This window comes from Oceanicella actignis (genome assembly GCF_900111545.1).
GTDB classification, from domain to species: domain Bacteria; phylum Pseudomonadota; class Alphaproteobacteria; order Rhodobacterales; family Rhodobacteraceae; genus Oceanicella; species Oceanicella actignis.
Window position 1 is genome coordinate 225,820 of sequence record NZ_FOHL01000002.1, and the last position, 24,228, is coordinate 250,047.

The following is a 24,228-nucleotide window of genomic DNA, read 5'->3' on the forward strand; positions in this document are numbered from 1 at the left end:
GCTTCGCCGCCTCCGCCGGGCTGGGAGGCGGCCGAGCGCCGCGCCGGCGTCCAAGGTCGCGCCGGACGGGCGACTGCCGATGCGCGCCGCGCGCATGGGCCGCGCCGATGGGCGCTGGACGCGCCGCGCGCGCGCCGTTACCTCTTGATCGCGAAACCTGATCCCGAAACCGGGCCCCGGCCGCGGCGGCGCCGACCTTCGACCGCCGACCGCCCGCCCGCCCGCCGATCCGCCGGCCGCCCCGCGCGGCCGCGCCCGAACCGGAGACATCCATGACCGCACCCGTCGAGATCGACTTCATCGCCGAAGACCCCTCCGCCGTCGCCGAGGCCGAGGGCGCCGTCGTCGTGCTGGCCGCCGGAACGCGGCTTCTGCCCGCGGCGCAGGCCGCCGACAAGGCGCTGGACGGCGCGCTGTCGCGGCTCGTGGCCTCGAAGCGCTGGAAGGCCGAAGCCGGCGGCTCGGCGACCATTCCCTTCCCCCCCGGCATGAAGGCCGAGGCGCTGACGCTGGTCTCGATCGGCGAGTCGACCGACGCCCACGCCGCGCGCAAGGCCGGCGGCGCGGCGGCGCGGGCGCTGGGCGGGCGGCGCGGCGCGGTGTTCGCCGGCGGCATGGGCGACGCCGAGCTGACGGCCGAGCTGGCCTTCGGCCTGGCGCTGCGCGGCTATGATTTCGACGTCTACAAGACCGCCTCGGGCGACGAGGACGAGGACGACGCCCCCGAAGGCGTCGCCATGGCCTGCGACGCGCCCGAGCAGACCGCCAAGGCCTCGCGCCCGCGCGCGGCGCTGGCCGAGGGCGTGTTCTTCGCCCGCGATCTGGTCAACGAGCCGGCCAACGTCCTGACGACCGAGGATTTCGCCGCCCGCATCGCCGCCATGGCCGAGCTGGGGCTCGAGGTCGAGATCCTGGACGAGCCCGAGCTCGAGCGGCTGGGCATGCGCGCGTTGCTGGCGGTCGGGCAGGGCAGCGCCTCGCCCTCGAAGGTGGCGGTGATGCGCTGGCCGGGCGGCGGCGATGAGGCGCCGCTGGCGCTGGTCGGCAAGGGGGTGGTGTTCGACACGGGCGGCATCTCGATCAAGCCCGCGGCCGGCATGGAGGAAATGACCATGGACATGGGCGGCGCCGCCGTCGTCGCGGGCGTGATGCGCGCGCTGGCGCTGCGCGGCGCCAAGGCCAACGTGGTCGGCCTGGTCGGCCTGGTCGAGAACATGCCCGACGGCAAGGCGCAGCGCCCGGGCGACATCGTGCGCTCGATGAAGGGCGACACGATCGAGGTCATCAACACCGACGCCGAGGGGCGCCTCGTGCTGGCCGACGTGATGTGGTATGCGCAGCAGCGCTTCCGCCCCGCCGCCATGATCGACCTGGCGACGCTGACCGGGGCGATGATCGTCGCGCTGGGCCACGAGACGGCGGGCTATTTCAGCAATGACGACGCGCTTGCCGGCGCGCTCGAGGCCGCCGCCCGCGCCGAGGGCGAGGCGATCTGGCGCCTGCCTTTGGGGCCGGCCTATGACAAGCTCATCAAGTCGCGCCTCGCGGACATGAAGAACACCGGCGGGCGCGCGGCGGGCGCGATCACGGCGGCGCAGTTCCTGCAGCGCTTCGTGCAGAAGGGCACGCCCTGGGCGCATATCGACATCGCCGGCGTCGCGCTGAGCAAGGAGGCCCGCGACCTGCATCCGCGCGGCGCCAGCGGCTGGGGGGTGATGACGCTCGACCGCCTGGTGCGCGCGCGCGAGAAGGGCTGAGCGGCGAGCCGCCGCGCGCCATGGCCGAGGTCTGGTTCTATCATCTGACCGTCCGCGCGCTCGAGGACGCGGCGCCCGAGATCCTCGAGCGCTGCGTCGCGCGCGGCTGGCGCGCCACGGTGCGCCTGGGCTCGGAGGCGCGCGCGGCGGCGCTGGACGATCGGCTGTGGACCTACGACCCCGAATCCTTCCTGCCCCATGGCGGCCCGGGCGAGGGCGATCCCGCAACGCAGCCGGTCTATCTGACCGCGGGCGACGAGATCCCGAACGATCCGCAGCTGCTGATGCTGGCCGACGGCGCAAAGGCCTCGATCGACGAGATGGCCCGCCATCAACGCACCGCCATCCTGTTCGACGGCCGCGATCCCGAGGCGGTGGCGCGCGCGCGCGACGCCTGGCGCGCGGCGACGGCGGCGGGGCTGGCGGCGGTCTATTGGGCGCAGACCGAGGACGGCCGCTGGACGCGCCGCGCCGCCTCGCCCGCCGGCGGGGCGGCGGCCGCAAGCGCCGCGCCGAAGGCGCAAGCGCAGCAGGACCGCGAGGCGGACAGGGGCGACGCGAACCAGGGCTAGGCGGCGTCGGGGCGACCCCGCGCGGCGCGGATCGCGCCGAGCCCGCCGATCAGGCGCGAGCGGCGGCGGGGCGATCGCCCGCGAACGGCTTGCGCGGGGCCGGGGCCGGGCCAAGGGCTTTCCTCATCCGGCGTCCGTCGCCGCCGGCGGCGAGCTGCCGCGCGCGGGCGGCGCGGGGCTGGGCATGGTCGGGACATGGTCGGGGGCGGGCCGGTCAGGGAACCAGGGTCAGCGTGTCGCCCTCGATGCTCACCTTGCTGAAGCGCGACAGCACGCTCATTCCCATCAGCGACGAGAAAAGCGCCCCCTCGTTCACATGGGCCGGCACGTCGCGCAGCACATGGGGGCCGATGCGCAGCGTCTCGATGCGCACGGGGGCCGTGCGCACCACGCCGTTCGCGGTGCGCGCGCGCCCGCTCCAGGTCAGCGCGTCGACATCCAGCCCCGCGCGGCGCGCATCGCGCATCGTCAGCACAAGGCCGCTGGCGCCGGTGTCGAGCAGGAAGGTCACGGGCGCGCCGTTGACCTCGGCGGCGATGCGGAAATGCCCGTCGGCGCCGCGCCGCAGCGTCAGCGCGCCCGCCTCGGCCGGCGCGGGCAGGTCGGGGCGCAGCGCCGCGATCAACGGCTCGCGCAGCGCATAGAGCAGCGCCAGCGTCAACAGGATCGCCGCCCAGGCCAGCCCGTCGCGCGCCAGCGCCGACAGCCGCCGCCGTCGGCGCAGGATCAGGCCCGCCAGCAGGGCCCCGCCCAGCAGCGCCAGGTAAAGGATGCGCGCGGCCGCGTCCGCGTCGATCTGCGCCGTCATCCCGCCCTCCCGGCCCGCTCGCCGGGCCCGTCCGCCGGACCCGCTCGCCGGTCCCGCTCGCCGGGCCCGCTCGCGCGGCCCATCCGTCTGGCCCGGCGCTCAGCCGGCCTCGGCCCTGCGCTCGGCCTCCTCGAGGCGCTCCTGCGCGTCCATCCACAGCGCCTCGGCGCGCTCGAGCGCCTCGAGGATCTCGCCGCGCTTGATCTGCAGCCGCTCGACCTCGCCGCCCGCGCCCAGGGCGCTGTCGTTCATGTAGAAGTCCGGGTCCATCAGCCGCGCGTCGATGCGCGCGCGCATCTCCTCCAGCTTGGCCACGCGCGCCTCGCAGCGGCGCACCTCGTCGCGCAGGGGGGCGAGGGCGCGGCGGGCCTCGGCGGCGGCGCGGCGGGCCTCGCGGCGCCGGTCGGCCTCGGCCGCGGCCCGCGCGCCGCCCTTGCCGCCCGAGGCGCCGCCGCGCTCGGACAGCAGCAGGCGGCGGTAGTCGTCCATGTCGCCGTCGAACTCGCGCACCGCGCCGTCGCGCACCAGCCACAGCCGGTCGGCCACGCTTTCGACCAGATGGGGGTCGTGGCTGACCAGGATCACCGCGCCCTCATACTCGGCCAGCGCCTGCGCCAGCGCCTGGCGGCTTTCGATGTCCAGATGGTTGGTCGGCTCGTCCAGCACCAGAAGATGCGGCGCGTCGAGCGCGCACAGCAGCATGGTCAGCCGCGCCTTCTGCCCGCCCGACAGGCTTGCGACCTCGGTCTGGGCCTGGGCGGCGTCGATCCCGCCGCGCGCGAGCAGCGCGCGCAGCCGCGCGGGCGGCTCGTCGGGGCGCAGGCGTTGCAGGTGCTGAAGCGGCGTCTCGCTCAGCGTCAGCTCGTCCACCTGGTGCTGCGCGAAATAGCCCACGCGCAGTTTGGGCGCGCGGCGCAGCTCGCCCGACATGGGCGCCAGCCGGCCGGCGATCAGCTTCGAGAGGGTCGACTTGCCCTGTCCGTTCGCGCCCAGCAGCGCGATGCGGTCGTCCTGGTCGATGCGCAGCCGCAGCCCCCGCAGCACCGGCGCGCCGTCATAGCCGGCGGCCACGTCCTCCATCGCCAGAAGCGGCGGCGGCAGCTGGTCGGGCGAGGGGAAGACGAAGCCGCGCACCTCGGTCTCGACCACCGCGGCGATCGGCTCCATGCGCTCGAGCATCTTGAGCCGCGCCTGCGCCTGGCGCGCCTTCGAGGCCTTGTAGCGGAAGCGGTCCACGAAGGACTGGATGTGCGCGCGCTGGGCCTCCTGCTTGCGGGCCATGGCGGCGGTCTGTTCGAGCTTGAGGCGGCGCTCGCGCTCGAACTGGTCGTAGCGCCCGCCGTAAAGCGTCAGCTTGCGATGCTCGAGATGCAGGATGTTCTGCACCGCGCGGTTCAGCAGCCCGCGATCATGCGAGATGACCAGCGTCGTGGCCGGATAGTTCGCCAGGAATCCCTCGAGCCACACCGCCCCCTCGAGGTCGAGATAGTTCGTCGGCTCGTCCAGCAGCAGCAGGTCGGGGCGCGAGAACAGCACCGCCGCCAGCGCCACGCGCATGCGCCAGCCGCCCGAGAACTCGGCGCAGGGGCGCGCCTGGGCGGCGGCGTCGAAGCCCAGCCCGTTCAGGATCGCGGCGGCGCGCGCCTCGGCCGAATGGGCGCCGATGTCGGCGAGGCGCGTCTGGATGGCGGCGATCTCGGCCGGGTCCTGCGCGACCTCGGCGCGGGCCAGCAGGGCGGCGCGTTCGGCGTCGGCGGCCAGCACGGTGTCGAGCAGGCTGTCCGCGGTGGCGGGCGCTTCCTGCTCGACGCCGCCGATGCGCGCGCCGCGCGGAACCTCGATCTGGCCCGCGTCGGGGGTCAGCTCGCCGCGGATCAGGCGGAACAGCGTCGTCTTGCCCGCGCCGTTGCGCCCGACGACGCCGACCTTGCGGCCCTCGGGGATCGTGGCCGAGGCCGAGTCGAAAAGCGGGTTCCCGGCAAGCGAGAAGGACAGGTCGCGAATCACCAGCATGGCGCGGATTTAGCCTGCCCGCCGGGATTCGGAAAGCGCCGCCGCTCAGCCGCCATGCGCCCCCATCTCGCCTGCGCGCTCGAGCGCGATGTCGGTGCGCGCCAGATGGTGCCGGTAGCGGCGCCCGTCCTTGAGATAGGTGGTGACCTCGATGAAGGTCTCGGGGCCCTGGGCGTGCATCATCGCGTGCGAGCTGAGAAAGTTGTAATGCCCGGCGCCGCCCTGGGCCAGCGCGGCGGTGACGGGGCGGCTGTCCCACAGCTGGCCGTCGCGGAACCATTCGATCGTGCCGCGCATGAGCGTGCCCTCGACCTCGGTCACGCGCAGCACCGCTTCGCCCCCGCGCCCGCCCGGATCGACCGGAACGAAGGGGCCGCGCCACTCGCCCAGCATCAGATGGGTGGTCTGGGGCGTGACGCGCACCATGTGCACGGGCGGCGGCGGCGGGGCGCCGCAGGCGGCGGCCGCGGTCAGCGCGGCCAGCGCAAGGGCCGCGGCGCGGCGGGCGAAAGGCATGGTCATGGGCGTGCTCCGTGTCTGGCTCGCGCCTCGGCGGGCGCGGGATCGCTGAAGAAGGGCAGGCGCGCCAGCGCGCCCTCGAGCGCATTCGCCAGCGGCGCGCGCCAGCGCAGCTCGATCAGGCGCGACAGCGCCAGCGCCAGCGCGAAGGTGCCCGCCGCGGCGGCGGGAACCGAAATCCGTTCGAGGCCGGCGGCGTTCAGCTCGCGGATGATGACGAGGCCGATGTTCTGATGCGTCAGATACCAGGTGTAGCTGGTCAGCCCGATCAGCGTCAGCGGCGCGGCGCCAAGCCGGCGCCCGCGCCGCATCGTCGCCGCGGCCAGCGCCATCAGCGCCGCAAGCGGGGCCTCGACGCCCGCATAGCGGCTCGAGATCATCGCGCCGCCCAGCGCGATCGCCAGCGCCGCGAGGCGCAGGCGCGGCCCCGTCTCGTCCCAGCGCCAGAGGATCAGCCCGAACAGGAACATGGCCGAGTAGGGAAAGATCAGGGCCCGCCGCGCCAGCGGCTCGGACAGCGCCTCGGCCCCGGCGCCGGCCAGCGTGAATAGGCACCAGAAGATCAGCCCGCCGCGCGCGCCCAGCCGGAAATGCGCCAGCGCCAGAAGAACGTAGAACTGCAGCTCGACGATCAGGCTCCAATAGGCCCCGTCCACATGCGGAACCAGCGGCGACAGCGCGTTGAGCCACAGCATGTTCGCCAGCGCCTGCCAGAGCTCGGGCGTGCGCCCGGGCAGCGGGAAGGCCCAGCAGACCGCCGTGGTCAGCGCGACAGCGGCCGCATAGGCCGGCCACAGCCGCGCCAGCCGCAGCGCCACGAAGCGCGCCGCCGTGCGCGCGCGCCCCAGAGTCGAGGCGATGCAGAAGGCCGAGACGATGAAGAACAGGTCCACCCCCAGCCATCCGGGGAACGAGAACCCCCGCGGCGCCGAGAAGCCCAGATAGGTCCAGTCCCAGCGGTCGAAATAGTGATAGACGACCACCATCGCGATGCCCAGCGCGCGCAGCGCGTCCACGCCGGGCCAGCGCGCGCCCTGCGTGGCTTGGCGGGTCGGCGGCGCGTGGGCGGGCATGGCGGCTCCGGCTGCTGGGGCTTCGGCTTGGTCCTAGCCGCCCGGCGGCGCGCGGGTCAAGCGCGGCGGCCGGTCCCGGGCGCGATCGTCCGCCCCCACGGGCGGATGGGCGCCTCTGCGCGGGGCCCGCGCCTTCGCGATCCGCGGCGGCGCGCGCCCGGGCGGCGGGGCGTCGGACATGCTGCGCGCGCTCCCGCCGGGCGAGGCGACGCCCCCGACGGCGCGGATGGCGGGTTGAGCGCCTCGGCGGTCGCGGGGCGGGCGCGGGAGTCGGACGGCCGGAGGCGGCGGCGCCGCCAGGGCGCCCCCGCCGGCGCGGATGCGGGGTTGTCGCCCTTGCGACGCGCCGGAACGCATGACGCGCCTCTTGCGCCGCTTGCGTCGGGCGCCCGGGGCCGGACGTGGCCGTGCAGGGCGCGACGCGCCCCCGCCTCCGCGGTAGGCGGGGCGGCATCGCCGCGATGCGCGACGGCCATGCCGGCGCGCCCGCCGCCGCCGATGGCGGCCCCGCGCGCCGTTTCCCCGGCGCGCCGCGCGCCCTTCCATGCGCCGCGCCGACATGCTATCGGGCGCGCGGAGCTTGCCGGTCGGCCCCTCGCCGCCCGCGCATCGACGTCCGCGCGCCAAGGCGCGCTCAACACCCGCCGAAAGGAAGATCACATGGCCATCGAGCGCACGCTCTCGATCATCAAGCCCGACGCCACCCGCCGCAACCTGACCGGCGCCATCAACGCCAAGTTCGAGGCCGCCGGCCTGCGCATCGTGGCGCAAAAGCGCATCAAGCTGACCAAGGAGCAGGCCGGCAAGTTCTACGAGGTGCACAAGGAGCGCCCCTTCTACGACGAGCTGTGCGAGTTCATGTCCTCGGCCCCCGTCGTGGTGCAGGTGCTCGAGGGCGAGAACGCCATCGCGCGCAACCGCGAGGTGATGGGCGCGACCAACCCCGCCGAGGCCGCCGAGGGCACCATCCGCAAGGAGTTCGCCCTGTCGATCGGCGAGAACTCGGTGCATGGCTCGGACGCTCCCGAGACCGCCGCGGCCGAGATCGCCTTCTTCTTCTCGCAGCTCGAGATCGTGGGCTGACGCAAAGACCCCTTCCGGGGCCGTTTCGGGCCGCGAAGGGCCGCTCCCGGCAGGGAGCGGCCCTTTTTCGCGGCGCGACGGCGGGCTCAGTCGTCCTGCAGCATCACCGGCGTGCGGTCGCCGGCCGCGAAGCGGCGCAGCACGAGCGGATAGAGCCGATGCTCGAGCCGCCGCACCCGCGCGGCCAGAAGGTCGGGCGTGTCGCCGGGCAGGATGGGCGTGCGCGCCTGGCCAAGGATGGGGCCGTCGTCGAGCTCGGCGGTCACCTCGTGCACGGTGCAGCCATGCTCGGCGTCGCCCGCCTCGAGCGCGCGCTCATGCGTGCGCAGGCCCTTGTGTCGCGGCAGCAGCGAGGGGTGGATGTTCAGCATCCGCCCCTGCCAGCGCGCGACGAAGGCGGGGGTCAGGATGCGCATGAAGCCGGCAAGACAGATCAGCTCGGCGCCCGCTTCCTCCAGAGCCGCGTCCAGCGCGGCCTCGAAGGCGGCGCGGTCGCCGCGATAGGGCTTGTGATCGACCGCCAGCGCCGGCACGCCGCGCGCCGCGGCCTTGGCCAGCCCCGCCGCGCGCGGATCGTTCGACAGCACCAGGACGGGCGTCGCGGGATGCTCGGGGTCGGCCGCCGGGTCCATCGAGGCCAGCAGCGCCTCCATGTTCGAGCCGGTCCCCGAGATCAGGATCGCGACGCGCCGCCTGGCCTGCGCGCTCATGCCAGCGCCCCCGACCAGCGCAGCCCCGCCTCTTCCGAGATCACGCCGATGCGGTGCGCGCGCACGCCCTCGGCCTCGAGCGCGGCCAAGACCCCGGCGACGGAGTCGGGCGCGACCACCAGCGTCATGCCGATGCCGCAGTTGAAGGTCTTGAGCGCCTCGGCCGGATCAAGCGCCGCCGCGTCGATCAGCCAGCGGAAGACCGGCGGCAGCGGCCAGGCGTCCAGCGCGATGTCCGCGCCCAGCGTGGGCGGCAGCACGCGGGGCAGGTTCTCGATCAGCCCGCCGCCCGTGATGTGGGCCAGCGCCCGCACGCCGCCCGCGCGCATGGCCGCCAGCGCCGGGCGCACGTAAAGCCGGGTGGGCGCCAGCAGCGCCTCGCCCAGGCTGCGCTCGGGGTCGAAGGGGGCGGGCGCGTCCCAGCTCAGCCCCTCGCGCGCGACAATGCGGCGCACCAGCGAATAGCCGTTCGAATGCACGCCCGAGGATTCGAGCCCCAGCACCACGTCGCCCGGCAGGCAGGGCGCGGGCAGGACCTGGTCGCGCTCGACCGCGCCGACGGCGAAGCCGGCCAGGTCGAAATCGCCGTCGGGATACATGCCGGGCATCTCGGCCGTCTCGCCGCCGATCAGCGCGCAGCCGGCCTCGGCGCAGGCCCGCGCGATGCTCTCGACCACGCGCGCGCCGTGTTCGACCGACAGCCGCCCGGTGGCGAAATAGTCCAGAAAGAACAGCGGCTCGGCGCCTTGGCAGACCAGATCGTTCACGCACATCGCCACCAGATCCTGGCCCACCCCATCGACGCGGCCGGTGTCGATGGCGATGCGCAGCTTGGTGCCGACGCCGTCCGTGGCCGCAACCAGGACCGGATCGCGATATCCCGCGGCCTTGAGGTCGAAGAGCGCGCCGAAGCCCCCCAACCCCGACATGGTTCCCGGCCGCGCCGTCGCGGCGGCGGCGGGCTTGATGCGCTCGACCAGCGCGGCGCCGGCGTCGATGTCGACGCCCGCCTCCTTGTAGGTCAGCGGACGCCCCGCGCCGCGGGCGCCGGAGGCGGAGTGTGCGTCGTCCTTGCTCATTGGGCTCGCTCCTGATGCTGGCAGGCGTCCTGCGCCAAGGCCCCGGCCGCGGCGGCTCGTCCCGCGCGGCGCGTGGCGCGGTCATAGCGCGCGGGGGCGGCGGGGGACAAGGCGCCTTCCGCGCGCCTGCGCATCGGGCGAAGCCGCGCGGACGGAGGCAAGCGAAAGCGGGGCTGCGCGCGCAGGGGCGGCAAGGTCGGGCGCATCGGCGATGTTGCGAAGATGAGTGGTGCCCGGGGGCGGATTCGAACCACCGACACGCGGATTTTCAATCCGCTGCTCTACCAACTGAGCTACCCGGGCGGCGCGGCTTGCCGCTGGTGGGGCGGTGTTTAGGGGATGAATCGGCGCCTGTCCAGAGGGATTTTGCGCGCCGCGTCCAAGGCCGCCGGGGCGCGCTCAGCGGTCGTCCTCGGGCGCGGGACGGGCGGGCGCCGCCAGCTCCTGCGCGTCAGGATCGTCGCTTTCCTGCGCCGGGATCGCATAGGCGCCCGAAAGCCAGCGCCCGAGGTCCACATCCGCGCAGCGGCGCGAACAGAAGGGGCGGTAGCGGGGCGAGGTCGGGGCGCGGCAGATCGGACAGCTCATGGGGCAGATGTATGCGTCCGCGCCCCGCGCGGCAAGGCTCGGCGCCGTGCGCCGGCGCCCGCCCGGGGGTGCGGGGCGTCCGTCCTCGCGACGACGGCGGCCCCGGCGCCCCGCATCCGCGATCGCCGGGCCTTGCGGCCGTATCGGCGGGGGGCGACCGCATCGGCGGGGGCAGGGCCGGCTCGGGCGGCGCGCGTCGCCGGCGCCGAGCATGCGGCCCCCGCGCGGACGAGGCGCGCGGTTCAGCGCCGCCCGCGCCCGCGCGCCGTGCGCTCGAGCGGGGCGCGCAGCAGCTCGGCGATGGGGCGGCGCTCGCGCTTGCGCAGCAGCTCGAGATTGCCCAGCGGCGTCCAGCCGGCCACGGTGGTCTCGACCGGATCGCTCTTGAGCGCGCGCTTGAGCGCCGCCTCGAGCTTGGGCCGGTCGCGTTTCGAGCACGGCGCCGCGTCGACCGTTATCTGCCCGCCCAGCCCGCGCAGGCGCAGCTGGCGCGGCAGGTCCTCGAGCGCGGCCAGATTGGCCTTGAGCGCCGAGGCGGGCGAGAAGTCCGCGCCCGTGTTGACGTCCACGCAGACCATGGCCGCGGTCGGTTCGATGGTCATCCACGCGCCGCCGGGCAGGGGGACGCGGGGCGAGAGCAGGGCCTCGATCTGGTCGAGCAGGCCCAGATCGTCGAACAGCCCCGAGTCGCCGCGCAGCACCCGCTCAGGCTCGGGATCGACCCAGTCGCGCCAGGCCAGAACCTCGGCGTCGGGGGCGGCGACCAGCTCGGCGGGCGCGTCGGCGGGCGCGCCCTCGACCAGCCGGGCCAGGGCGGCCAGCTCTTCGACGTCCTCGGCGATCTCGGCCTCGGCGGCGCCCTCGGCGGCGGTGCGCACCACCAGCCCGGCGGACAGCCCCGCGCGCTCGAGCGCCTCTTGCGCGATGCGGGTCAGGCGGGCGCGCTCTTCGGGGTCGCGGATCTTGCGCGCCACGTTCAGCCCCGGCGCGTGGGGCGTGACGATGGCGTAGCGGCCCTTGAACAGCGGCTCGGCGCTAACGGGCACGGCCTTGCCCGGCTCGGCGTGGCGCGAGATCTGGACGGCCAGCCAGTCGCCCGCGCGCAGCCCCTTGACGCCCTTGAGGAAACCCTCGCGCCCCTCGCCCAGATCGACGAAGACCGCGCCCATGGCGGGCGCAAGGCGGGTGACGCGGGCCATGTGGATGGCGCCGGGGCGCGGGGTCGGGTCGTCCTCGGGCGGGTCGATCAAGAGGTCGATCAGGCGGCCCCCTTCGGTCAGCGCCGCCATGGCGGGCAGGTCGGGGTCGTCGAGAATGACGATGGCGCGGCCGTTCATGGGCGTCTCTCCGGTCTTGGCGCGCTCCGGGCGCGGCGCCTGGCTCTGGCGGCGGAGCGCGGGGGCGTTCTGGTCGTGGGCGCCGCTGGCGCGGGGCGGGGCTTGGCGGGGCAGGGCTTGGCGGGGCAGGGCGGCGTCAGGCGGCGGCGTGGCCCGGATCGGGCGCGATGCCGGCGGCGGCCAGCATTCCGGCGGTTTCGGTCAGCGGCAGGCCGACGACGTTGGTGTAGGAGCCGTTGATCGCCGGCACGAACATCGCCGCCGCGCCCTGGATGGCGTAGCCGCCCGCCTTGCCGCGCCACTCGCCCGAACGCAGATAGGCGGCGATCTCGTCCTCGCTCAGGCGCTTGAAGCGCACCTGCGTCTCGACCCGCCGCCGCCACAGCCGCGCGCCCCGGCGCAGCGCCACGGCGGTGATGACCCGGTGGCGCCGGCCCGAGAGCAGGCGCAAGAAGCGCTCGGCCTCGGCCGCGTCCTCGGGCTTGCCCAGGATGCGCCGACCGGCCGCGACCACCGTGTCGGCGGTCAGCAGCGCGTCCTCCGGCCCGACGCGCGCGGCCAGCGCGGCGTTCTTTTCAAGCGCCAGGCGCAGCGCATAGGCGCGCGGCAGCTCGGCGCGGGCGGGGGTTTCGTCGATCTCGGCGGGGATGACGGCGTCGGGCGCGACGCCGATGCGCGCAAGCAGCTCGAGCCGGCGCGGCGAGGCCGAGCCGAGCACCAGCCTCGGGACCGTGGGCCGCTCGGCGCTCAAGGCGTCACTTGAAGCGGTAGGTGATGCGGCCCTTGGTCAGGTCGTAGGGGGTCATCTCGACCTGCACCTTGTCGCCCGCAAGCACGCGGATGCGGTTCTTGCGCATCTTGCCCGCCGTGTGGGCGATGATCTCATGGCCGTTCTCGAGCTGCACCCGGAAAGTCGCGTTGGGCAGAAGCTCGACAACGACGCCGGGGAATTCGAGGGTCTCTTCCTTGGCCATGCCTGCTCCGTCGTCTGGTCGGCGCGTCGTCGCGAACGAAACGCCCGCCCGGAGAACGCGCCGGGCGGCGACGGCGGTATGGCCCGATTGCGCGGCGAATGCAAGAGGGCGCCGCGTTCAGTCCTCGGAAGGGTCGGGCTGCAGCGACCGCCAGGCCGAGATGGCGACGAAATAGAGCGAGCTGGCCACCCACAGCGCGAAGACCAGCGGGTGCGCCTCGCGCGCCTGCGCGGCGTGCGGATCGACCAGCACGAGGCGCAGCGTGGTGGCGAACCACAGCACCGTCATGGGAATGGTGACCGGGCGCATGGCGCGCACGCGAAACGGGTGGACGTATTTGAGCGGCACGAAGGTCAGGACGAGGCAGGCGGCGATGACCGCAAGGTTCGTCCACGGTCCGGTCTGCATGATGTGAAAGGCCAGCACGACGATGTTCCACACCGCCGGAAAGCCCGAGAAGTAATAGTCCGAGGTCTTCACCCCCTGATTGGCGAAGGTGTAGAGCGACACCAGCATGACCGCGGCGGCGGTGGCGGTCTCCCACCCCTGCGGGACGAGGTCGAACCAGTAGATCATCATCGCCGGCACGGCGACGTAGGTGAAATAGTCCACCACGTTGTCCAGCGTGGCGCCGTCGAACTGGGGCGTCACCTCGTGCACGCGCGCGCGCCGGGCCAGCGTGCCGTCGATCCCGTCCACGAACAGCGCCAGGCCCAGCCACATGAAGACCGCCACGCGGTCGCCTTCCAGAATCGCCAGAAGCGCCAGGAAGCCAAGCACGATTCCCGACGCGGTGAAGGCGTGCACCGCCCATGCGCGGGCCATCTCCTTGCGCGAAGGGGGCTGGCCGGGGCGGTCGCCGTCGTTCATCGCCGTGCTCTCCATGGGTGGGCTCCGTTGCGCGGCGCGCAGGTCGCCGCGGCGCGACGATACAGGCGCGCGCGCCCCGCTGGCAAGCGCAAGGGCGGGCGCGGGTCGGGCGGCGCAGGCATTGGCAAGGGCCTGTCCGGGCGCGGCCCGCGGCGGGGTTGGGGCGGGGCTGTCGCGCCCGCTCTGGCGCGGGCGAACCGGTCCCGACCGCGCCGCCCCGCCGATCAGCCGCCCCGCCGGCTGGCCGCCCATCCCAGGCCCCGGCGCGAAGCCGCGCCTGATTCCGGGGTCCCGCCCTTGCGGCGCGGGCGTCGCTCCTCCGCGCGGCGAAGGATCCGCTCGTCGGCGCCCGTCCGGGCGGGTCAGAAGGGCGGAAAGCGCGCGCGGATGCGGGCGATGATCTGATCGCGGGTCATGCGATAGGCCGCCAGGCGCTCGTCGCGAGTGCGGCCGATGCCGGTCGGGTCCAGGACGGGCCAGAACTCGACCTCGACCGCCGACCAGCGCGCGCGCTCGAGCGCGGCGCGCTTGGCCGCCGGCGAGAGGGCGACGATCAGGTCGTATCCCTCGGCCTCGCCCAGCGCCTCGAGATCGTCGAGGCTGCGTGCCTGGTGGCGCGACAGCTCGACCCCGATCTCGGCGCAGACCGCGATGGCGAAGCCGTCCACCTCCATGTCCGCGCGCACCCCGGCCGATTGCACGAAGACCTTGTCGCCGTGCAGCTTCTTCATGATCCCCTCGGCCATGGGCGAGCGCACCGCGTTGTGGTCGCAGCAGAACAGCACCGAGGAGGGAAGCTGCGCCATCTCAGCCCTTGAAGTGCAGGACGCAGATCAGCGTGAACAGCCGGCGCGCGGTGTCCATGTCCGTCTCGACCTTGCCCTCGAGCCGTTCGAGCAGGATGCGCGAGCCCTCGTTGTGGATGCCGCGCCGGCCCATGTCGATGGCCTCGATCTGGCTGGGCGGCAGGCGCTTGACGGCGTCGAAATAGCTTTCGCAGATCTGGAAGTAGTCCTTGATGATCTGCCGGAAGGGCGACAGCGACAGGTGGAACTGGGCGGCGGGCGCGTCCGTCTCGTCGCGCACGTCGAAGACCAGCCGCCGCTCGCGGATGCCCAGGCGCAGGCGGTAGGGGCCCGGCGGCGCGCCCTCGCGCGGCAGGGCGAAGCGGTTGCTCTCGAGCAGGTCGAAGATCGCCACCTCGCGCTCCTGGCGCACCTCGGGGGTGGGGGCGGGCAGGCCCTCTTCCTCGAGCTCGACGGCGATCAGGCGCTCGCGCGCGGGTTCGGGGGCGCTCATTCCTCGCCCTCCGCGCCGCGGTTGAGGGCCTCGAGCCGGGCGGCAACCGACAGGCTGTGCGCCTCGAGGCTTTCCGACTGCGCCAGGGTGCGCGCCGCCGGGCCGATGGCCGCCAGCGCGCCCGGGCTCATGCGCGCGATGGTGGTGCGCTTCATGAAGTCCAGCACCGACAGCCCGGACGAGAAGCGCGCCGAGCGCGCCGTCGGCAGCACATGGTTCGGGCCGCCCACATAGTCGCCGATGGCCTCGGGCGTCCACGCGCCCAGGAAGATCGCGCCCGCATGGCGCACCTTGGCCGCCAACGCGTCGGGATCGGCCACGCACAGCTCCAGATGCTCGGGCGCCACGCGATCCGACAGCTCGGCCGCGTGGTCGAGGTCGCGCGCCACGATCACCGCGCCGAAGTCGCGCCAGCTGGCGCGGGCGATCTCGCGCCGCTCGAGCGTGGCCAGCCGCGCCTCGACCGCCGCGGCGGCGGCGCGGGCGAAGGCGGGGTCGTCGGTGATGAGGATGGCCTGCGCGCTTTCGTCATGCTCGGCCTGGCTGAGCAGGTCGAGCGCGATCCAGTCCGGGTTCTGCGCCCCGTCGGCGATGATCAGGATCTCGGACGGGCCGGCGATCATGTCGATCCCGACCGTGCCGAAGACCCGCCGCTTGGCCGCCGCGACCCAGGCGTTGCCGGGGCCCACGATCTTGTCGGCCGGGCGGATCGGTCCCGCGCCCCAGGTCAGCGCGCCGATGGCCTGGGCGCCGCCCACGCGGAACACCTCGTCCACCCCGGCCAGGCGCGCGGCCAGCAGCACCAGCGGATTGACCTGCCCGTCGGGCGTGGGCGCGCACATGGTCAGCCGCCGCACCCCCGCCACGCGCGCGGGGATGGCGTTCATCAGCACCGAGGACGGATACGAGGCCAGCCCGCCCGGCACGTAAAGCCCCGCCGAGTCGACCGGCGTCCAGCGCCAGCCCAGCGTCGCGCCGGCGCGGTCGGTCCAGCTTTCGTCGCGCGGCAGCTGGCGGCGGTGGTAGGCGGCGATGCGCTCGGCCGCCAGTTCGAGCGCGGCGCGTTCCTCGGGCGGCACGCGGGCGACGGCCCGGTCGATCTCCTCTTCCGAGAAGGCCAGCGTCTCGGGGGTCAGGCGCAGGCGGTCGAAACGCTCGGTCAGCTCGATCAGCGCATCCACGCCGCGCGCGCGCACATCGGCCAGGATCCGCGCCGCGGCCTCGTCCACATCGGCGTCCGCCTCGCGCTTGGCGGCCAGAAGGGCGGCGAAGCGGTCCTCGAAATCAGGCTCCTGCGCGGAAAGGAAAACGGGCATGTCGGATCCTTGCGTGTCGGCGCGGCGCGGGCCGCGGCGGGCGGGTCAGTCGGCGGGATGGGCGGGGGCCTTGCCCGAAGGGGCGGCGTAGGGGCGCGTGACGTCGTCGAGGCGCAGGTTCAGGCACTCGGCCTCGACCGCCAGCTCGGCGCCGCCCGACAGCACCAGGCGCAGCGCGCCCGCGCCGTCCTCGGCGGGCTCCCAGGTCATGGTCAGAAGGTTGAAGGGACGTTCGCCGTCGGCCGGATCGAGCGCGAGCGCGCGCACGCGCGAGACGTCCTCGATCACCAGCAGGGCGCGCACGCGCTCGAAGGGGCGCCCCTGGCGGGCGGCGCGCGCGCGATCCTCCCAGCGGAAGCGGTTGAGCAGCAGCGACAGGCGCCGCTGCGCCGGCGTCCAGGCGATGTCGGCGGGCTTGCCGACCGCGTCCTGCAGAAGGGCGGCCATCACCTTCAGGTCCTCGGCGTCGGCGGCCAGAAGGCGCAGCGGCCGTTCGGCGGCGTCCTCGAAGCGGGCGTCTTGCATGGCGGTCCTCCTTCGGCGGTCCGTCGCGTTGCGTCGCGGTTCAGATAGGCCCGCGGGGGGCGCGAAGGCAAGGGCGCGCGGCGCGCGCCGCCCCTGCATGCCGCGCGCAAGCGCGGGTCGGCGCAAGCGGGCGCCGGGCCGGGGGCAAGCCCCGGGGCGGCGCCGTCGCGCTTGCCTTCGCGGCGAACCCGGCAGGGCGGCGCGCAGGCAAGGGCGCGCTTCGCCGCCACGGCGCGCCGCGCGCAGGCGCCGCGGCGTCGGGCGCAGCCTTGGGCGGGGGCGGGCGCAGCCTGGGGCGGGGGCGGGCGGCCGCGCGCGGGCAGCGCCCTTCCTGCCGCGCCGATCCAGCGGCCAACCTCGCTCCTGCCGGCCGCGCGGGCGGCGCCCTCAGTCCGCCTCGGCCTTGTCCGACAGGCGCTCGATATGCGCGCCGCAGGCCGACAGCTTCTCTTCGACCCGCTCATAGCCGCGGTCGAGGTGGTAGACGCGGCTGACCACCGTCTCGCCCTCGGCGGCCAGGCCCGCCAGGATCAGCGAGACCGAGGCGCGCAGATCCGTCGCCATCACCGGCGCGCCGCGCAGCTTGGGCACGCCCGTCACCGTCGCCGTCCCGCCATGGACCTCGATGCGCGCGCCCATGCGCATGAGCTCGGGCGCATGCATGAAGCGGTTCTCGAAGATGCGCTCCTCGAGCACGCTGACCCCGTCGGCCAGGGTCAGCATGGCCATGATCTGCGCCTGCAGGTCGGTCGGAAAGCCCGGATAGGGCTCGGTGACCACGCGCAGCGGGCGGATGGCGCCGTTGCGCCGGCGCACGCGCAGCCCCTCGGGCGTGTCCTCGACGGCGATGTCCGCCTCCTCGAGCTTGTCGCACAGCGCTCCGACCAGTTCGCGCGAGCCGCCGATCAGCTCGACCTCGCCGCCGGTGATGGCCGGGGCCAGCATGTAGGTGCCCAGCTCGATGCGGTCGGGAATGACCGCATGAGTCGCCCCGCCCAGCGCCTCGACCCCCTCGATGACGATCTCGGAGCCGCCCGCCCCCTCGATGCGCGCGCCCATGGCGTTGAGGCAGCGCGCGAGGTCGGCGATTTCGGGCTCGCGCGCGGCGTTGCGCAGAACGGTCGTGCCGCGCGCCAGCGACGCGGCCATGAGCAGGTTCTCGGTCGCGCCCACCGACACCACCGGGAATTCGAACTCGGCCCCGCGCAGGCCCTTGGGCGCGCGCGCATGCACATAGCCGTCGCGCAGCTCGAGCTCGGCGCCCAGCGCCTCGAGCCCGCGCAGATGCAGATCGACCGGCCGCGCCCCGATGGCGCAGCCGCCGGGCAACGAGACCTCGGCCCGACCCTCGCGCGCCAGCAGCGGGCCCAGCACCAGGATCGAGGCGCGCATGCGCCGCACGATCTCGTAATCGGCGCGGTGGCTGGCGATGCGCTCGGCGCCGATGGCCAGAACGCGCCCGCCCTGCAGCGCCGCCACCTCGCAGCCCAGCGATTCCAGCAGCTGGGTCATGGTGCGGATGTCCGACAGCCGCGGCGCGTTGGTCAGCGTCAGCGGCTGGTCGGTGAGCAGCGCCGCCGGCATGAGCGCAAGGCATGCGTTCTTGGCGCCGCCGATGGCGATGCGGCCCTTGAGCGGAACTCCTCCGCGAATCGCGATTCTGTCCATGGCTGCTCCCGTGCTCGGCGCGCTGCGTCGTCGGTGGGTCTATCGGCGCGGGCCGTGCGGTTCAATGACCGTCCTGCGGCGGCGCGTCGTCGGGCGGCCCGCCCGCGGCCGCGGCGTCGGGCGCGGCGCCGTCCTCGGCCGCGCGCGCGCGCAGCTGCGCCTTGCGCCGGCGCAGATTGGCCCGCAGCGCCTCGGCCAGGCGGCGGGCGCGCGCCTCGGCCGGGGTCAGGGGGCGGTCGTCGTCGGTCTTGCTCATGGGCGCGGTGATAGCGCGCCGGCGCGCCGCCGTCCATGTCCCGGTCCGGCCCTCTTCGAGTCTCGCGGTCCGGTCCCGCGGCGCGCCCCGGGCGGCGCGGGCGCGGGGCCGGCGGCGGGACTCGGAGCCGGGCGCGGAGCCGGGCGCGGGGACGGGCGTCGGGATGGGCGTCGGGAGGGGCGCTGGGGGCCGAAATTCCCCCTTGCGTTCGCCGCGCCATCGGGTAAAAGGCCCCCCGACGCCGCAGTAGCTCAGAGGTAGAGCACTCCCTTGGTAAGGGAGAGGTCGAGAGTTCGATTCTCTCCTGCGGCACCAGCCCATCCGCAGATCCGCGATCGAAGCCGCGCCGCGGGGCCCGCCGCGGCGCCCTGTCCGGGGCGCGCATCCGTCGGACGAGGCGTGAAGCCGCCGAGACGCCCGCGCCGGAGCGCGCGCCCTGGCGGCGAGGCCTGCGCGCCGCTTGCCCGCCGGCGCCCCGCCCTTGCGCCGGGCGGCGGGCGGGGCGATCATGCGGCGCATGACCGATTACGGGCGCATCCTCGACCCCGAGGTGCTGGCCTTCGTCCGCCGCACCGAGCAGTTCTATCCCGCCGACGCCGCGACGCGGCCCATCGCCGAGCAGAGGGCCTTCTACGACGCCATGTGCCGCGCCTTTCACGCCGGACGGCCGCCCGGCGTGACGACGCGCGACGTGCGGATCGGGGACATGGGCGCGCGCATCTACCTGCCGCCTGGCGGCCAAGAGGCGCCCGCGGCCGTGCTTTTCCTGCATGGCGGCGGCTTCTTCCTTGGCGGGCTCGAGAGCCATGACGACGTGTGCGCCGAGATCTGCTCCGGGGCGGGGCTGCCCGTGGTCGCGGCCGATTACCGCCTGTGCCCCGAGCATCCGCACCCCGCCGCCTACGAGGACGCGCTGAGCGCCGCGCGCTGGACGCTGGCGCGCTTCAACCTGCCGCTGATCCTGGCGGGCGACAGCGCCGGCGGCGCGCTGGCGGCCTCGGCCGCCCATGCGCTGCGCGCCGAGGCGCCGCTGGCGGGGATGGCGCTGATCTATCCGGGGCTGGGCGGCGAGACGGATTCGGGATCATGGGTGCGGCACGCCCATGCGCCCCTGCTCACGCGCGACGAGGCGCTGGCCTGCAACGCCCTGCGCCATGGCGGCGCCCCGCCCGCGGCGCCGGGGCCGGATGCGGCGCCGCTCCGCGACGTCGATTTCTCGGGCCTGCCGCCGACGGTCGTGTTCCATGCCGAGTGCGACCCGCTCTCAGACGACGGCCCCGCCTATGCCGCGCGCATCCTGGCCGCGGGCGGTCGGGCGCTGGCGGTCGAGGAAAAGGGGCTGGTGCATGGCTATCTGCGCGCGCGGCGCATGTCGGGGCGGGCGGCGGACGCCTTTGCGCGCATCCTCGCCGCCATCGGCGCGCTGGCCGAAGGGCGCTGGCCGCCCTTGCCCTGAGCGGCGGCCTGTCGGGCGCGGTCAGGCGCTCAGGAACGGCGCGGCGCCCATGCCGGGGGGAATCGGCGCGCCCAGCCGGGTCAGGATCGTCGGCGCCAGCTGAAGCTGATCGAGAAGCGCGCCTTCGGGCGGCCCCTCGGCCGGGCCGAAATAGTAAAGCGCGAAATCCTGCTGATCGGCCCCGCGCCCGCCGTGATGGCCGCGGTCGCTCTGGCCGTGATCGGCGGTGACGATGACCTCGTCCCCCGCCTCGCGCCACATGCGCAGGAAGGGCGCCAGCATGGCGTCGGCGGCCGCGCAGGCATGGTCCATCTCGACGCAGTCATGGCCGAAACGGTGGCCCATGCTGTCGAGCGTGCAGCTGTGCAGCAGCCCGTAGTTCAGGCCGAAGCGCCGCGACAGGCTGGTCAGCGTGGCGAACAGGTCAAGGTCGCACGGCGTCATCTGGTTCGCATGGCCGTAGCCCGTCATGGTGTGAAAGCGGCCGTGGTTGATGGCGGGCGAGTCGGGCTCGTCATACTCGATGTCGCGCACCGGATCGAAAGGCGCGCGGTTGAAGAAGGCCGACCAGAACGAATGGGCCACCGCGCCGGTCGTTCCGCCCGCCGCGCGCACCTGCGAGAACACGTCGGGCATGGGAATGCGGAAGATGGTCTCGTTCGAGGTCACCCCATGCACCTGCGGCGGCGCCCCGGTATGGATGGTGGCGTAGCACGAGGCCGAGATCGAGGGCAGGCGCGCGCGCATGCGCCACACCCGCGCCTCGCCCGACTCGACCCAGCCTTCGAGATTGCCGAACAGCCGCCGCCATGCCCGCCAGGGCACGCCGTCGAGGATGATGAGCTTGAGTCGCCTTTCCATGCGCCGCCCCTAGTGCCCCGCGCTTTCCATGCGCCGATGGGCCAGGACTTCTTCCAGCCATCCCAGCTTCATCTCGGGCGCCGAGGACAGCAGCAGGTCGGTGTAGTCGTCGAAGGGCGGGGTCAGCACCTGGGTCTTGGTCCCGTAGCGCACCACCTTGCCCCGATGCATCACGGCGATGGAATCGGCGATGGCGCGCACCGTGGCCAGATCGTGGGTGATGAACAGATAGGCCACGTCCTCGATGCGCTGCAGATCGAGCAGCAGCTTGAGGATGCCGTCCGCCACCAGGGGATCGAGGGCGCTGGTCACCTCGTCGCAGATGATGAGCCGGGGCCTGGCCGCCAGCGCGCGGGCGATGCACACGCGCTGCTTCTGCCCGCCCGACAGCTCGGCCGGATAGCGGTCGGCGAAGCCGCGGCCCATCTCGATCGCGTCCAGCAGCTCGTTCACCCGCTTGTCGCGTTCGGCGCCGCGCAGGCCGAAATAGAACTCGAGCGGCCGGCCGATGATGGTGCGCACCGTCTGGCGCGGGTTCATGGCGGTGTCGGCCATCTGGTAGATCATCTGCAGCTGGCGCAGATCCTCGCGCGAGCGCTGCTTGAGCCGCGGGGGCAGGGGGCGGCCGTCGAACAGCACCTCGCCCTCGCGCGGGGGGAGCAGGCCGACGATGGCCCGCGCAAGCGTCGACTTGCCCGAGCCCGACTCGCCCACCACCGCCAGCGTGCGCCCGGGGTGCAGATCGACGCTGACGTCGCGGAGCACGTCGACCGGCACGCCCGGATAGGCCGCGCTGACCCCGCGCACGCTCAGCAGCGGCGCGCCCTCGGGGGGCTTTTCGGGGTGCTCGATGGCGCGCACCGAAACCAGGGCGCGGGTGTATTCCTGCCGCGGGCGTTCGATGATCTGGGCCGTGGGGCCGTATTCGACCGTCTCGCCATGGCGCAGAACCATGATGTCGTCGGCCACCTGCGCGACCACGGCCAGGTCGTGGGTGATGTAGATGGCCCCGACGCCGGTGGCGCGGATGGCGCGCTTGATGGCCGCCAGAACGTCGATCTGGGTGGTGACGTCAAGGGCGGTGGTGGGCTCGTCGAACACCACGAGGTCGGGCTCGGGGCACAGGGCCATGGCGGTCATGGCGCGCTGCAGCTGCCCGCCCGAGACCTGGTGCGGATAGCGGCGCCCGAAATTGGCCGGATCGGGCAGGCCCAGCTGCTCGAACAGGCTGACCGCGCGCGCCTCGGCCTCGGCGCGCGAGGCCACGCCATGCTCGAGCGCGCTTTCCACGATCTGGTCCATCAGGCGGATGGCCGGGTTGAAGGCTGCCGCCGCCGACTGGGCGACGTAGGTCACCTCCTTGCCGCGCACGCGCCGCAGGCCGCGCGCAGGCAGGCGCAGGATGTCGCGTCCGTTCAGCAGCACCTGCCCGCCGCTGATGCGCACCCCGCCGCGCCCATAGGCCAGCGCCGCAAGGCCGATGGTGGACTTGCCCGCGCCCGACTCGCCGATCAGGCCCAGAACGCGGCCCTTGCGCAGGCGTGCCGAGACGCCCTTGACGATCTGCTGCGTGCGGGGTCGCTCGCCGGGCGGGTGCACGGTGGCCTCGATGCGCAGATCGCGGATGTCGAGCAGCGGGGCTTCGTCCCCGGGCGCCTCGGGCGCAGGGATGGCGGGGTTCGGGTCACTCACCACGGCCTCCCTTCAGGCTGGTCGTTCGGGTCAGGATCCAGTCGGCCACGAGGTTGACCGAGATGGCCAGCGCCGCGATCGCGATCGCCGGCGTCAGCGCGGCCGAGATGCCGTAGACGATGCCCTCCTTGTTCTCCTTCACGATGCCGCCCCAGTCGGCGTTGGGCGGCTGCACGCCAAGGCCGAGGAAGGACAGGGTGGACAGGAACAGCACCATGAAGATGAAGCGCAGCCCCATCTCGGCCACCAGGGGCGACAGGGCGTTGGGCAGGATCTCGCGGAACACGATCCAGCCGCGCCCCTCGCCGCGCAGGCGCGCGGCCTCGACGAAGTCCATGACCGTGATGTCCACCGCCACCGCCCGCGCCAGGCGATAGACGCGCGTGCTGTCCAGAAGGCCCATCACCAGCACCAGCGTGGTGACCGTGGTCGGCAGCACCGACAGGACCACCAGCGCGAAGATCAGCGTCGGGATGGACATGACCAGGTCCACCAGCCGCGAAAGCGCCTGATCGACCCAGCCGCCGGCCACCGCCGCCGTCAGCCCGAGCACCGAGCCGGTGAGGAAGCTGAGCGCCGTCGCCATGGTCGCGATCCAGATGGTGGTGCGCCCGCCATAGATCATGCGGCTGAGCAGGTCGCGTCCGATGCTGTCGGTGCCCAGAAGGTGCTCGGCCGAGGCCGGCTCCCACACGTCGCCGACGATCTCGGTCATGGGATAGGGCGCGATCCAGGGCGCCAGCGCGGCCCCGGCGAAGAACAGCGCCGTCACGGTCAGCCCAAGCAGGGCGGAAAGGGGAATTTGGATCATTTGGGATGCCTCAGCCGCGGATTGGCCAGGATCGAAACCACGTCCGCCACGGTGTTGAGCCCGATGTAGACGGCGGCGAAGATCAGCCCGCAGGCCTGCACCACGGGCACGTCGCGCTTGGCCACGTGATCGACCAGATACTGGCCCATGCCGGGATAGACGAAGACCACCTCGATCACCACCACCCCGACCACCAGATAGGCCAGGTTCAGCATGATCACGTTGACGATGGGCGCGATCGCGTTGGGCAGGGCGTGGCGCGCGATGATGCGGATCGGCGCCAGGCCCTTGAGCTCTGCGGTCTCGATATAGGCCGACTGCATCACGTTCAGGATGGCCGCGCGGGTCATGCGCATCATGTGCGCCAGCACCACCAGCGTCAGCACCGCCACCGGCAGCGCGATGGCCGACAGCTTCTGGCCCAGCGTCATCGCGTCGCTGATCATCGCCACCGAGGGGAACCAGCGCAGCTGCACGGCGACGTAGAAGATCAGCACATAGGCGATGAGGAATTCGGGGATCGAGATCGACGCCAGCGAGACGGCCGAGATCAGCCGGTCGGGCCAGCGGTTGCGATAGCGCACCGACACGATGCCCAGGATCAGCGCCAGCGGCACCGACACCGCCGCCGCGCAGGCCGCGAGGAACAGCGTGTTGCCAAGGCGCTTGCCCAGCGACTGGGCGATGTCCTCGCCATTCGAAAGCGCCGTGCCAAGATCGCCGTGCAACGCACTGAAAAGCCAGTTGAAATACCGCTGCACGGGCGGGTCGTTCAGGCCCAGCTCGGCGCGCAGATTGGCCAGCGCCTCGGGCGTGGCCGACTGGCCCAGGATCGACTGCGCCACGTCGCCGGGCAGCAGCTGCGTGCCCGCGAAGATTAGCGCCGACGCGGCGAAAAGAAGGAGGAGGCCCAGCGCGATGCGCTGGACCAGGAGCTTGACGATGGGATGCAGCATGGCCG

The 24,228-nt window shown here is 73.7% G+C and carries 25 protein-coding genes and 2 tRNA genes; 5 read left to right on the forward strand and 22 right to left on the reverse strand.

Features of this window, described 5'->3' with window-relative positions:
* The first annotated feature begins 272 nt into the window (after positions 1-272).
* Both BMW67_RS03700 and BMW67_RS03705 read left to right on the forward strand, forming a co-directional pair.
* Positions 273-1,757 carry a leucyl aminopeptidase gene (locus BMW67_RS03700; protein WP_072745886.1) on the forward strand — a complete coding sequence of 495 codons (1,485 nt, stop codon included), beginning with the start codon at positions 273-275 and terminating at the stop codon, positions 1,755-1,757.
* Positions 1,758-1,777: 20 nt separating this feature from the next.
* Positions 1,778-2,329 carry a DNA polymerase III subunit chi gene (locus tag BMW67_RS03705; protein WP_072745885.1) on the forward strand — a complete coding sequence of 184 codons (552 nt, stop codon included), beginning with the start codon at positions 1,778-1,780 and terminating at the stop codon, positions 2,327-2,329.
* Positions 2,330-2,543: 214 nt separating this feature from the next.
* Here BMW67_RS03705 and BMW67_RS03710 read toward each other — a convergent pair whose 3' ends face one another.
* From BMW67_RS03710 to BMW67_RS03725, 4 genes are all read right to left on the reverse strand, one after another.
* Complete coding sequence (locus tag BMW67_RS03710) at positions 2,544-3,137, reverse strand: retropepsin-like aspartic protease family protein (protein WP_083581070.1); 594 nt, start codon at positions 3,135-3,137, stop codon at positions 2,544-2,546.
* A gap of 99 nt (positions 3,138-3,236) precedes the next feature.
* Entirely contained in the window at positions 3,237-5,150 is a 1,914-nt protein-coding gene (locus tag BMW67_RS03715; protein WP_072745884.1) for an ABC-F family ATP-binding cassette domain-containing protein, read from the reverse strand.
* Positions 5,151-5,195: 45 nt separating this feature from the next.
* The gene (locus BMW67_RS03720; RefSeq protein WP_072745883.1) at positions 5,196-5,672 is read right to left on the reverse strand and encodes a hypothetical protein; all 477 of its coding nucleotides are present in this window, start codon (positions 5,670-5,672) and stop codon (positions 5,196-5,198) included.
* The gene (locus BMW67_RS03725) at positions 5,669-6,742 is read right to left on the reverse strand and encodes an acyltransferase family protein (protein WP_072745882.1); all 1,074 of its coding nucleotides are present in this window, start codon (positions 6,740-6,742) and stop codon (positions 5,669-5,671) included. Before BMW67_RS03725 ends, BMW67_RS03720 begins: the two co-directional genes overlap by 4 nt.
* A 660-nt stretch (positions 6,743-7,402) precedes the next feature.
* Between BMW67_RS03725 and ndk the strand changes: the two genes are divergently transcribed.
* Positions 7,403-7,825 carry a nucleoside-diphosphate kinase gene (gene ndk, locus BMW67_RS03730; RefSeq protein WP_072745881.1) on the forward strand — a complete coding sequence of 141 codons (423 nt, stop codon included), beginning with the start codon at positions 7,403-7,405 and terminating at the stop codon, positions 7,823-7,825.
* Positions 7,826-7,911: 86 nt separating this feature from the next.
* Here ndk and purN read toward each other — a convergent pair whose 3' ends face one another.
* The 14 genes from purN to BMW67_RS03800 form a co-directional block, all read right to left on the reverse strand.
* The gene (gene purN / locus BMW67_RS03735; RefSeq protein WP_072745880.1) at positions 7,912-8,535 is read right to left on the reverse strand and encodes a phosphoribosylglycinamide formyltransferase; all 624 of its coding nucleotides are present in this window, start codon (positions 8,533-8,535) and stop codon (positions 7,912-7,914) included.
* Complete coding sequence (gene purM, locus BMW67_RS03740; RefSeq protein ID WP_072745879.1) at positions 8,532-9,614, reverse strand: phosphoribosylformylglycinamidine cyclo-ligase; 1,083 nt, start codon at positions 9,612-9,614, stop codon at positions 8,532-8,534. Before purM ends, purN begins: the two co-directional genes overlap by 4 nt.
* 227 nt (positions 9,615-9,841) lie before the next feature.
* A tRNA-Phe gene (locus tag BMW67_RS03745) sits at positions 9,842-9,917 on the reverse strand.
* Positions 9,918-10,013: 96 nt separating this feature from the next.
* Entirely contained in the window at positions 10,014-10,202 is a 189-nt protein-coding gene (locus BMW67_RS03750; RefSeq protein WP_072745878.1) for a DNA gyrase inhibitor YacG, read from the reverse strand.
* A gap of 242 nt (positions 10,203-10,444) precedes the next feature.
* Positions 10,445-11,539 (reverse strand): ribonuclease E/G, encoded by a 1,095-nt coding sequence (locus tag BMW67_RS03755; protein ID WP_072745877.1) that lies wholly within the window; start codon positions 11,537-11,539, stop codon positions 10,445-10,447.
* Between the two features lie 136 nt (positions 11,540-11,675).
* Positions 11,676-12,290, reverse strand: coding sequence for a Maf family protein (locus tag BMW67_RS03760; RefSeq protein ID WP_072745876.1), 615 nt, complete (start codon positions 12,288-12,290; stop codon positions 11,676-11,678).
* 4 nt (positions 12,291-12,294) lie between these two features.
* Positions 12,295-12,513: a translation initiation factor IF-1 gene (gene infA / locus BMW67_RS03765; RefSeq protein WP_072745875.1), complete on the reverse strand. Its 219-nt coding sequence runs from the start codon at positions 12,511-12,513 to the stop codon at positions 12,295-12,297.
* Between the two features lie 117 nt (positions 12,514-12,630).
* The gene (locus tag BMW67_RS03770) at positions 12,631-13,398 is read right to left on the reverse strand and encodes a CDP-alcohol phosphatidyltransferase family protein (RefSeq protein ID WP_218139748.1); all 768 of its coding nucleotides are present in this window, start codon (positions 13,396-13,398) and stop codon (positions 12,631-12,633) included.
* A gap of 347 nt (positions 13,399-13,745) precedes the next feature.
* Positions 13,746-14,189, reverse strand: coding sequence for an arsenate-mycothiol transferase ArsC (locus BMW67_RS03775; RefSeq protein WP_072745874.1), 444 nt, complete (start codon positions 14,187-14,189; stop codon positions 13,746-13,748).
* Between the two features lies 1 nt (position 14,190).
* Positions 14,191-14,682: a UPF0262 family protein gene (locus BMW67_RS03780; RefSeq protein ID WP_072745873.1), complete on the reverse strand. Its 492-nt coding sequence runs from the start codon at positions 14,680-14,682 to the stop codon at positions 14,191-14,193.
* Complete coding sequence (gene hisD / locus BMW67_RS03785; protein ID WP_072745872.1) at positions 14,679-15,998, reverse strand: histidinol dehydrogenase; 1,320 nt, start codon at positions 15,996-15,998, stop codon at positions 14,679-14,681. Before hisD ends, BMW67_RS03780 begins: the two co-directional genes overlap by 4 nt.
* Before the next feature lie 45 nt (positions 15,999-16,043).
* Positions 16,044-16,523: a DUF2948 family protein gene (locus tag BMW67_RS03790; RefSeq protein ID WP_072745871.1), complete on the reverse strand. Its 480-nt coding sequence runs from the start codon at positions 16,521-16,523 to the stop codon at positions 16,044-16,046.
* 387 nt (positions 16,524-16,910) lie between these two features.
* Positions 16,911-18,191: a UDP-N-acetylglucosamine 1-carboxyvinyltransferase gene (gene murA, locus BMW67_RS03795; protein WP_072745870.1), complete on the reverse strand. Its 1,281-nt coding sequence runs from the start codon at positions 18,189-18,191 to the stop codon at positions 16,911-16,913.
* 61 nt (positions 18,192-18,252) lie between these two features.
* On the reverse strand, positions 18,253-18,447 hold the full coding sequence (locus tag BMW67_RS03800; RefSeq protein WP_072745869.1) for a hypothetical protein: 195 nt from the start codon (positions 18,445-18,447) through the stop codon (positions 18,253-18,255).
* A gap of 240 nt (positions 18,448-18,687) precedes the next feature.
* Between BMW67_RS03800 and BMW67_RS03810 the strand changes: the two genes are divergently transcribed.
* Together BMW67_RS03810 and BMW67_RS03815 are read left to right on the forward strand one after the other, a co-directional pair.
* Positions 18,688-18,762, forward strand: a tRNA-Thr gene (locus BMW67_RS03810).
* 193 nt (positions 18,763-18,955) lie between these two features.
* Complete coding sequence (locus tag BMW67_RS03815; RefSeq protein ID WP_072746096.1) at positions 18,956-19,903, forward strand: alpha/beta hydrolase fold domain-containing protein; 948 nt, start codon at positions 18,956-18,958, stop codon at positions 19,901-19,903.
* Between the two features lie 21 nt (positions 19,904-19,924).
* On the opposite strand, the gene BMW67_RS03820 is transcribed toward BMW67_RS03815, so the two are convergent.
* From BMW67_RS03820 to BMW67_RS03835, 4 genes are read right to left on the reverse strand one after another with little or no spacing between them, the layout of a single operon-like run.
* The gene (locus BMW67_RS03820; protein ID WP_072745868.1) at positions 19,925-20,764 is read right to left on the reverse strand and encodes an alkaline phosphatase family protein; all 840 of its coding nucleotides are present in this window, start codon (positions 20,762-20,764) and stop codon (positions 19,925-19,927) included.
* 9 nt (positions 20,765-20,773) lie between these two features.
* Positions 20,774-22,456 (reverse strand): ABC transporter ATP-binding protein, encoded by a 1,683-nt coding sequence (locus BMW67_RS03825; protein WP_083581069.1) that lies wholly within the window; start codon positions 22,454-22,456, stop codon positions 20,774-20,776.
* On the reverse strand, positions 22,449-23,267 hold the full coding sequence (locus BMW67_RS03830; RefSeq protein WP_072745867.1) for an ABC transporter permease: 819 nt from the start codon (positions 23,265-23,267) through the stop codon (positions 22,449-22,451). The genes BMW67_RS03825 and BMW67_RS03830 overlap by 8 nt, the downstream gene beginning before the upstream one ends.
* Positions 23,264-24,220, reverse strand: a complete 957-nt coding sequence (locus BMW67_RS03835) for an ABC transporter permease (protein WP_072746094.1) — start codon at positions 24,218-24,220, stop codon at positions 23,264-23,266. The genes BMW67_RS03830 and BMW67_RS03835 overlap by 4 nt, the downstream gene beginning before the upstream one ends.
* Between the last annotated feature and the right edge of the window lie 8 nt (positions 24,221-24,228).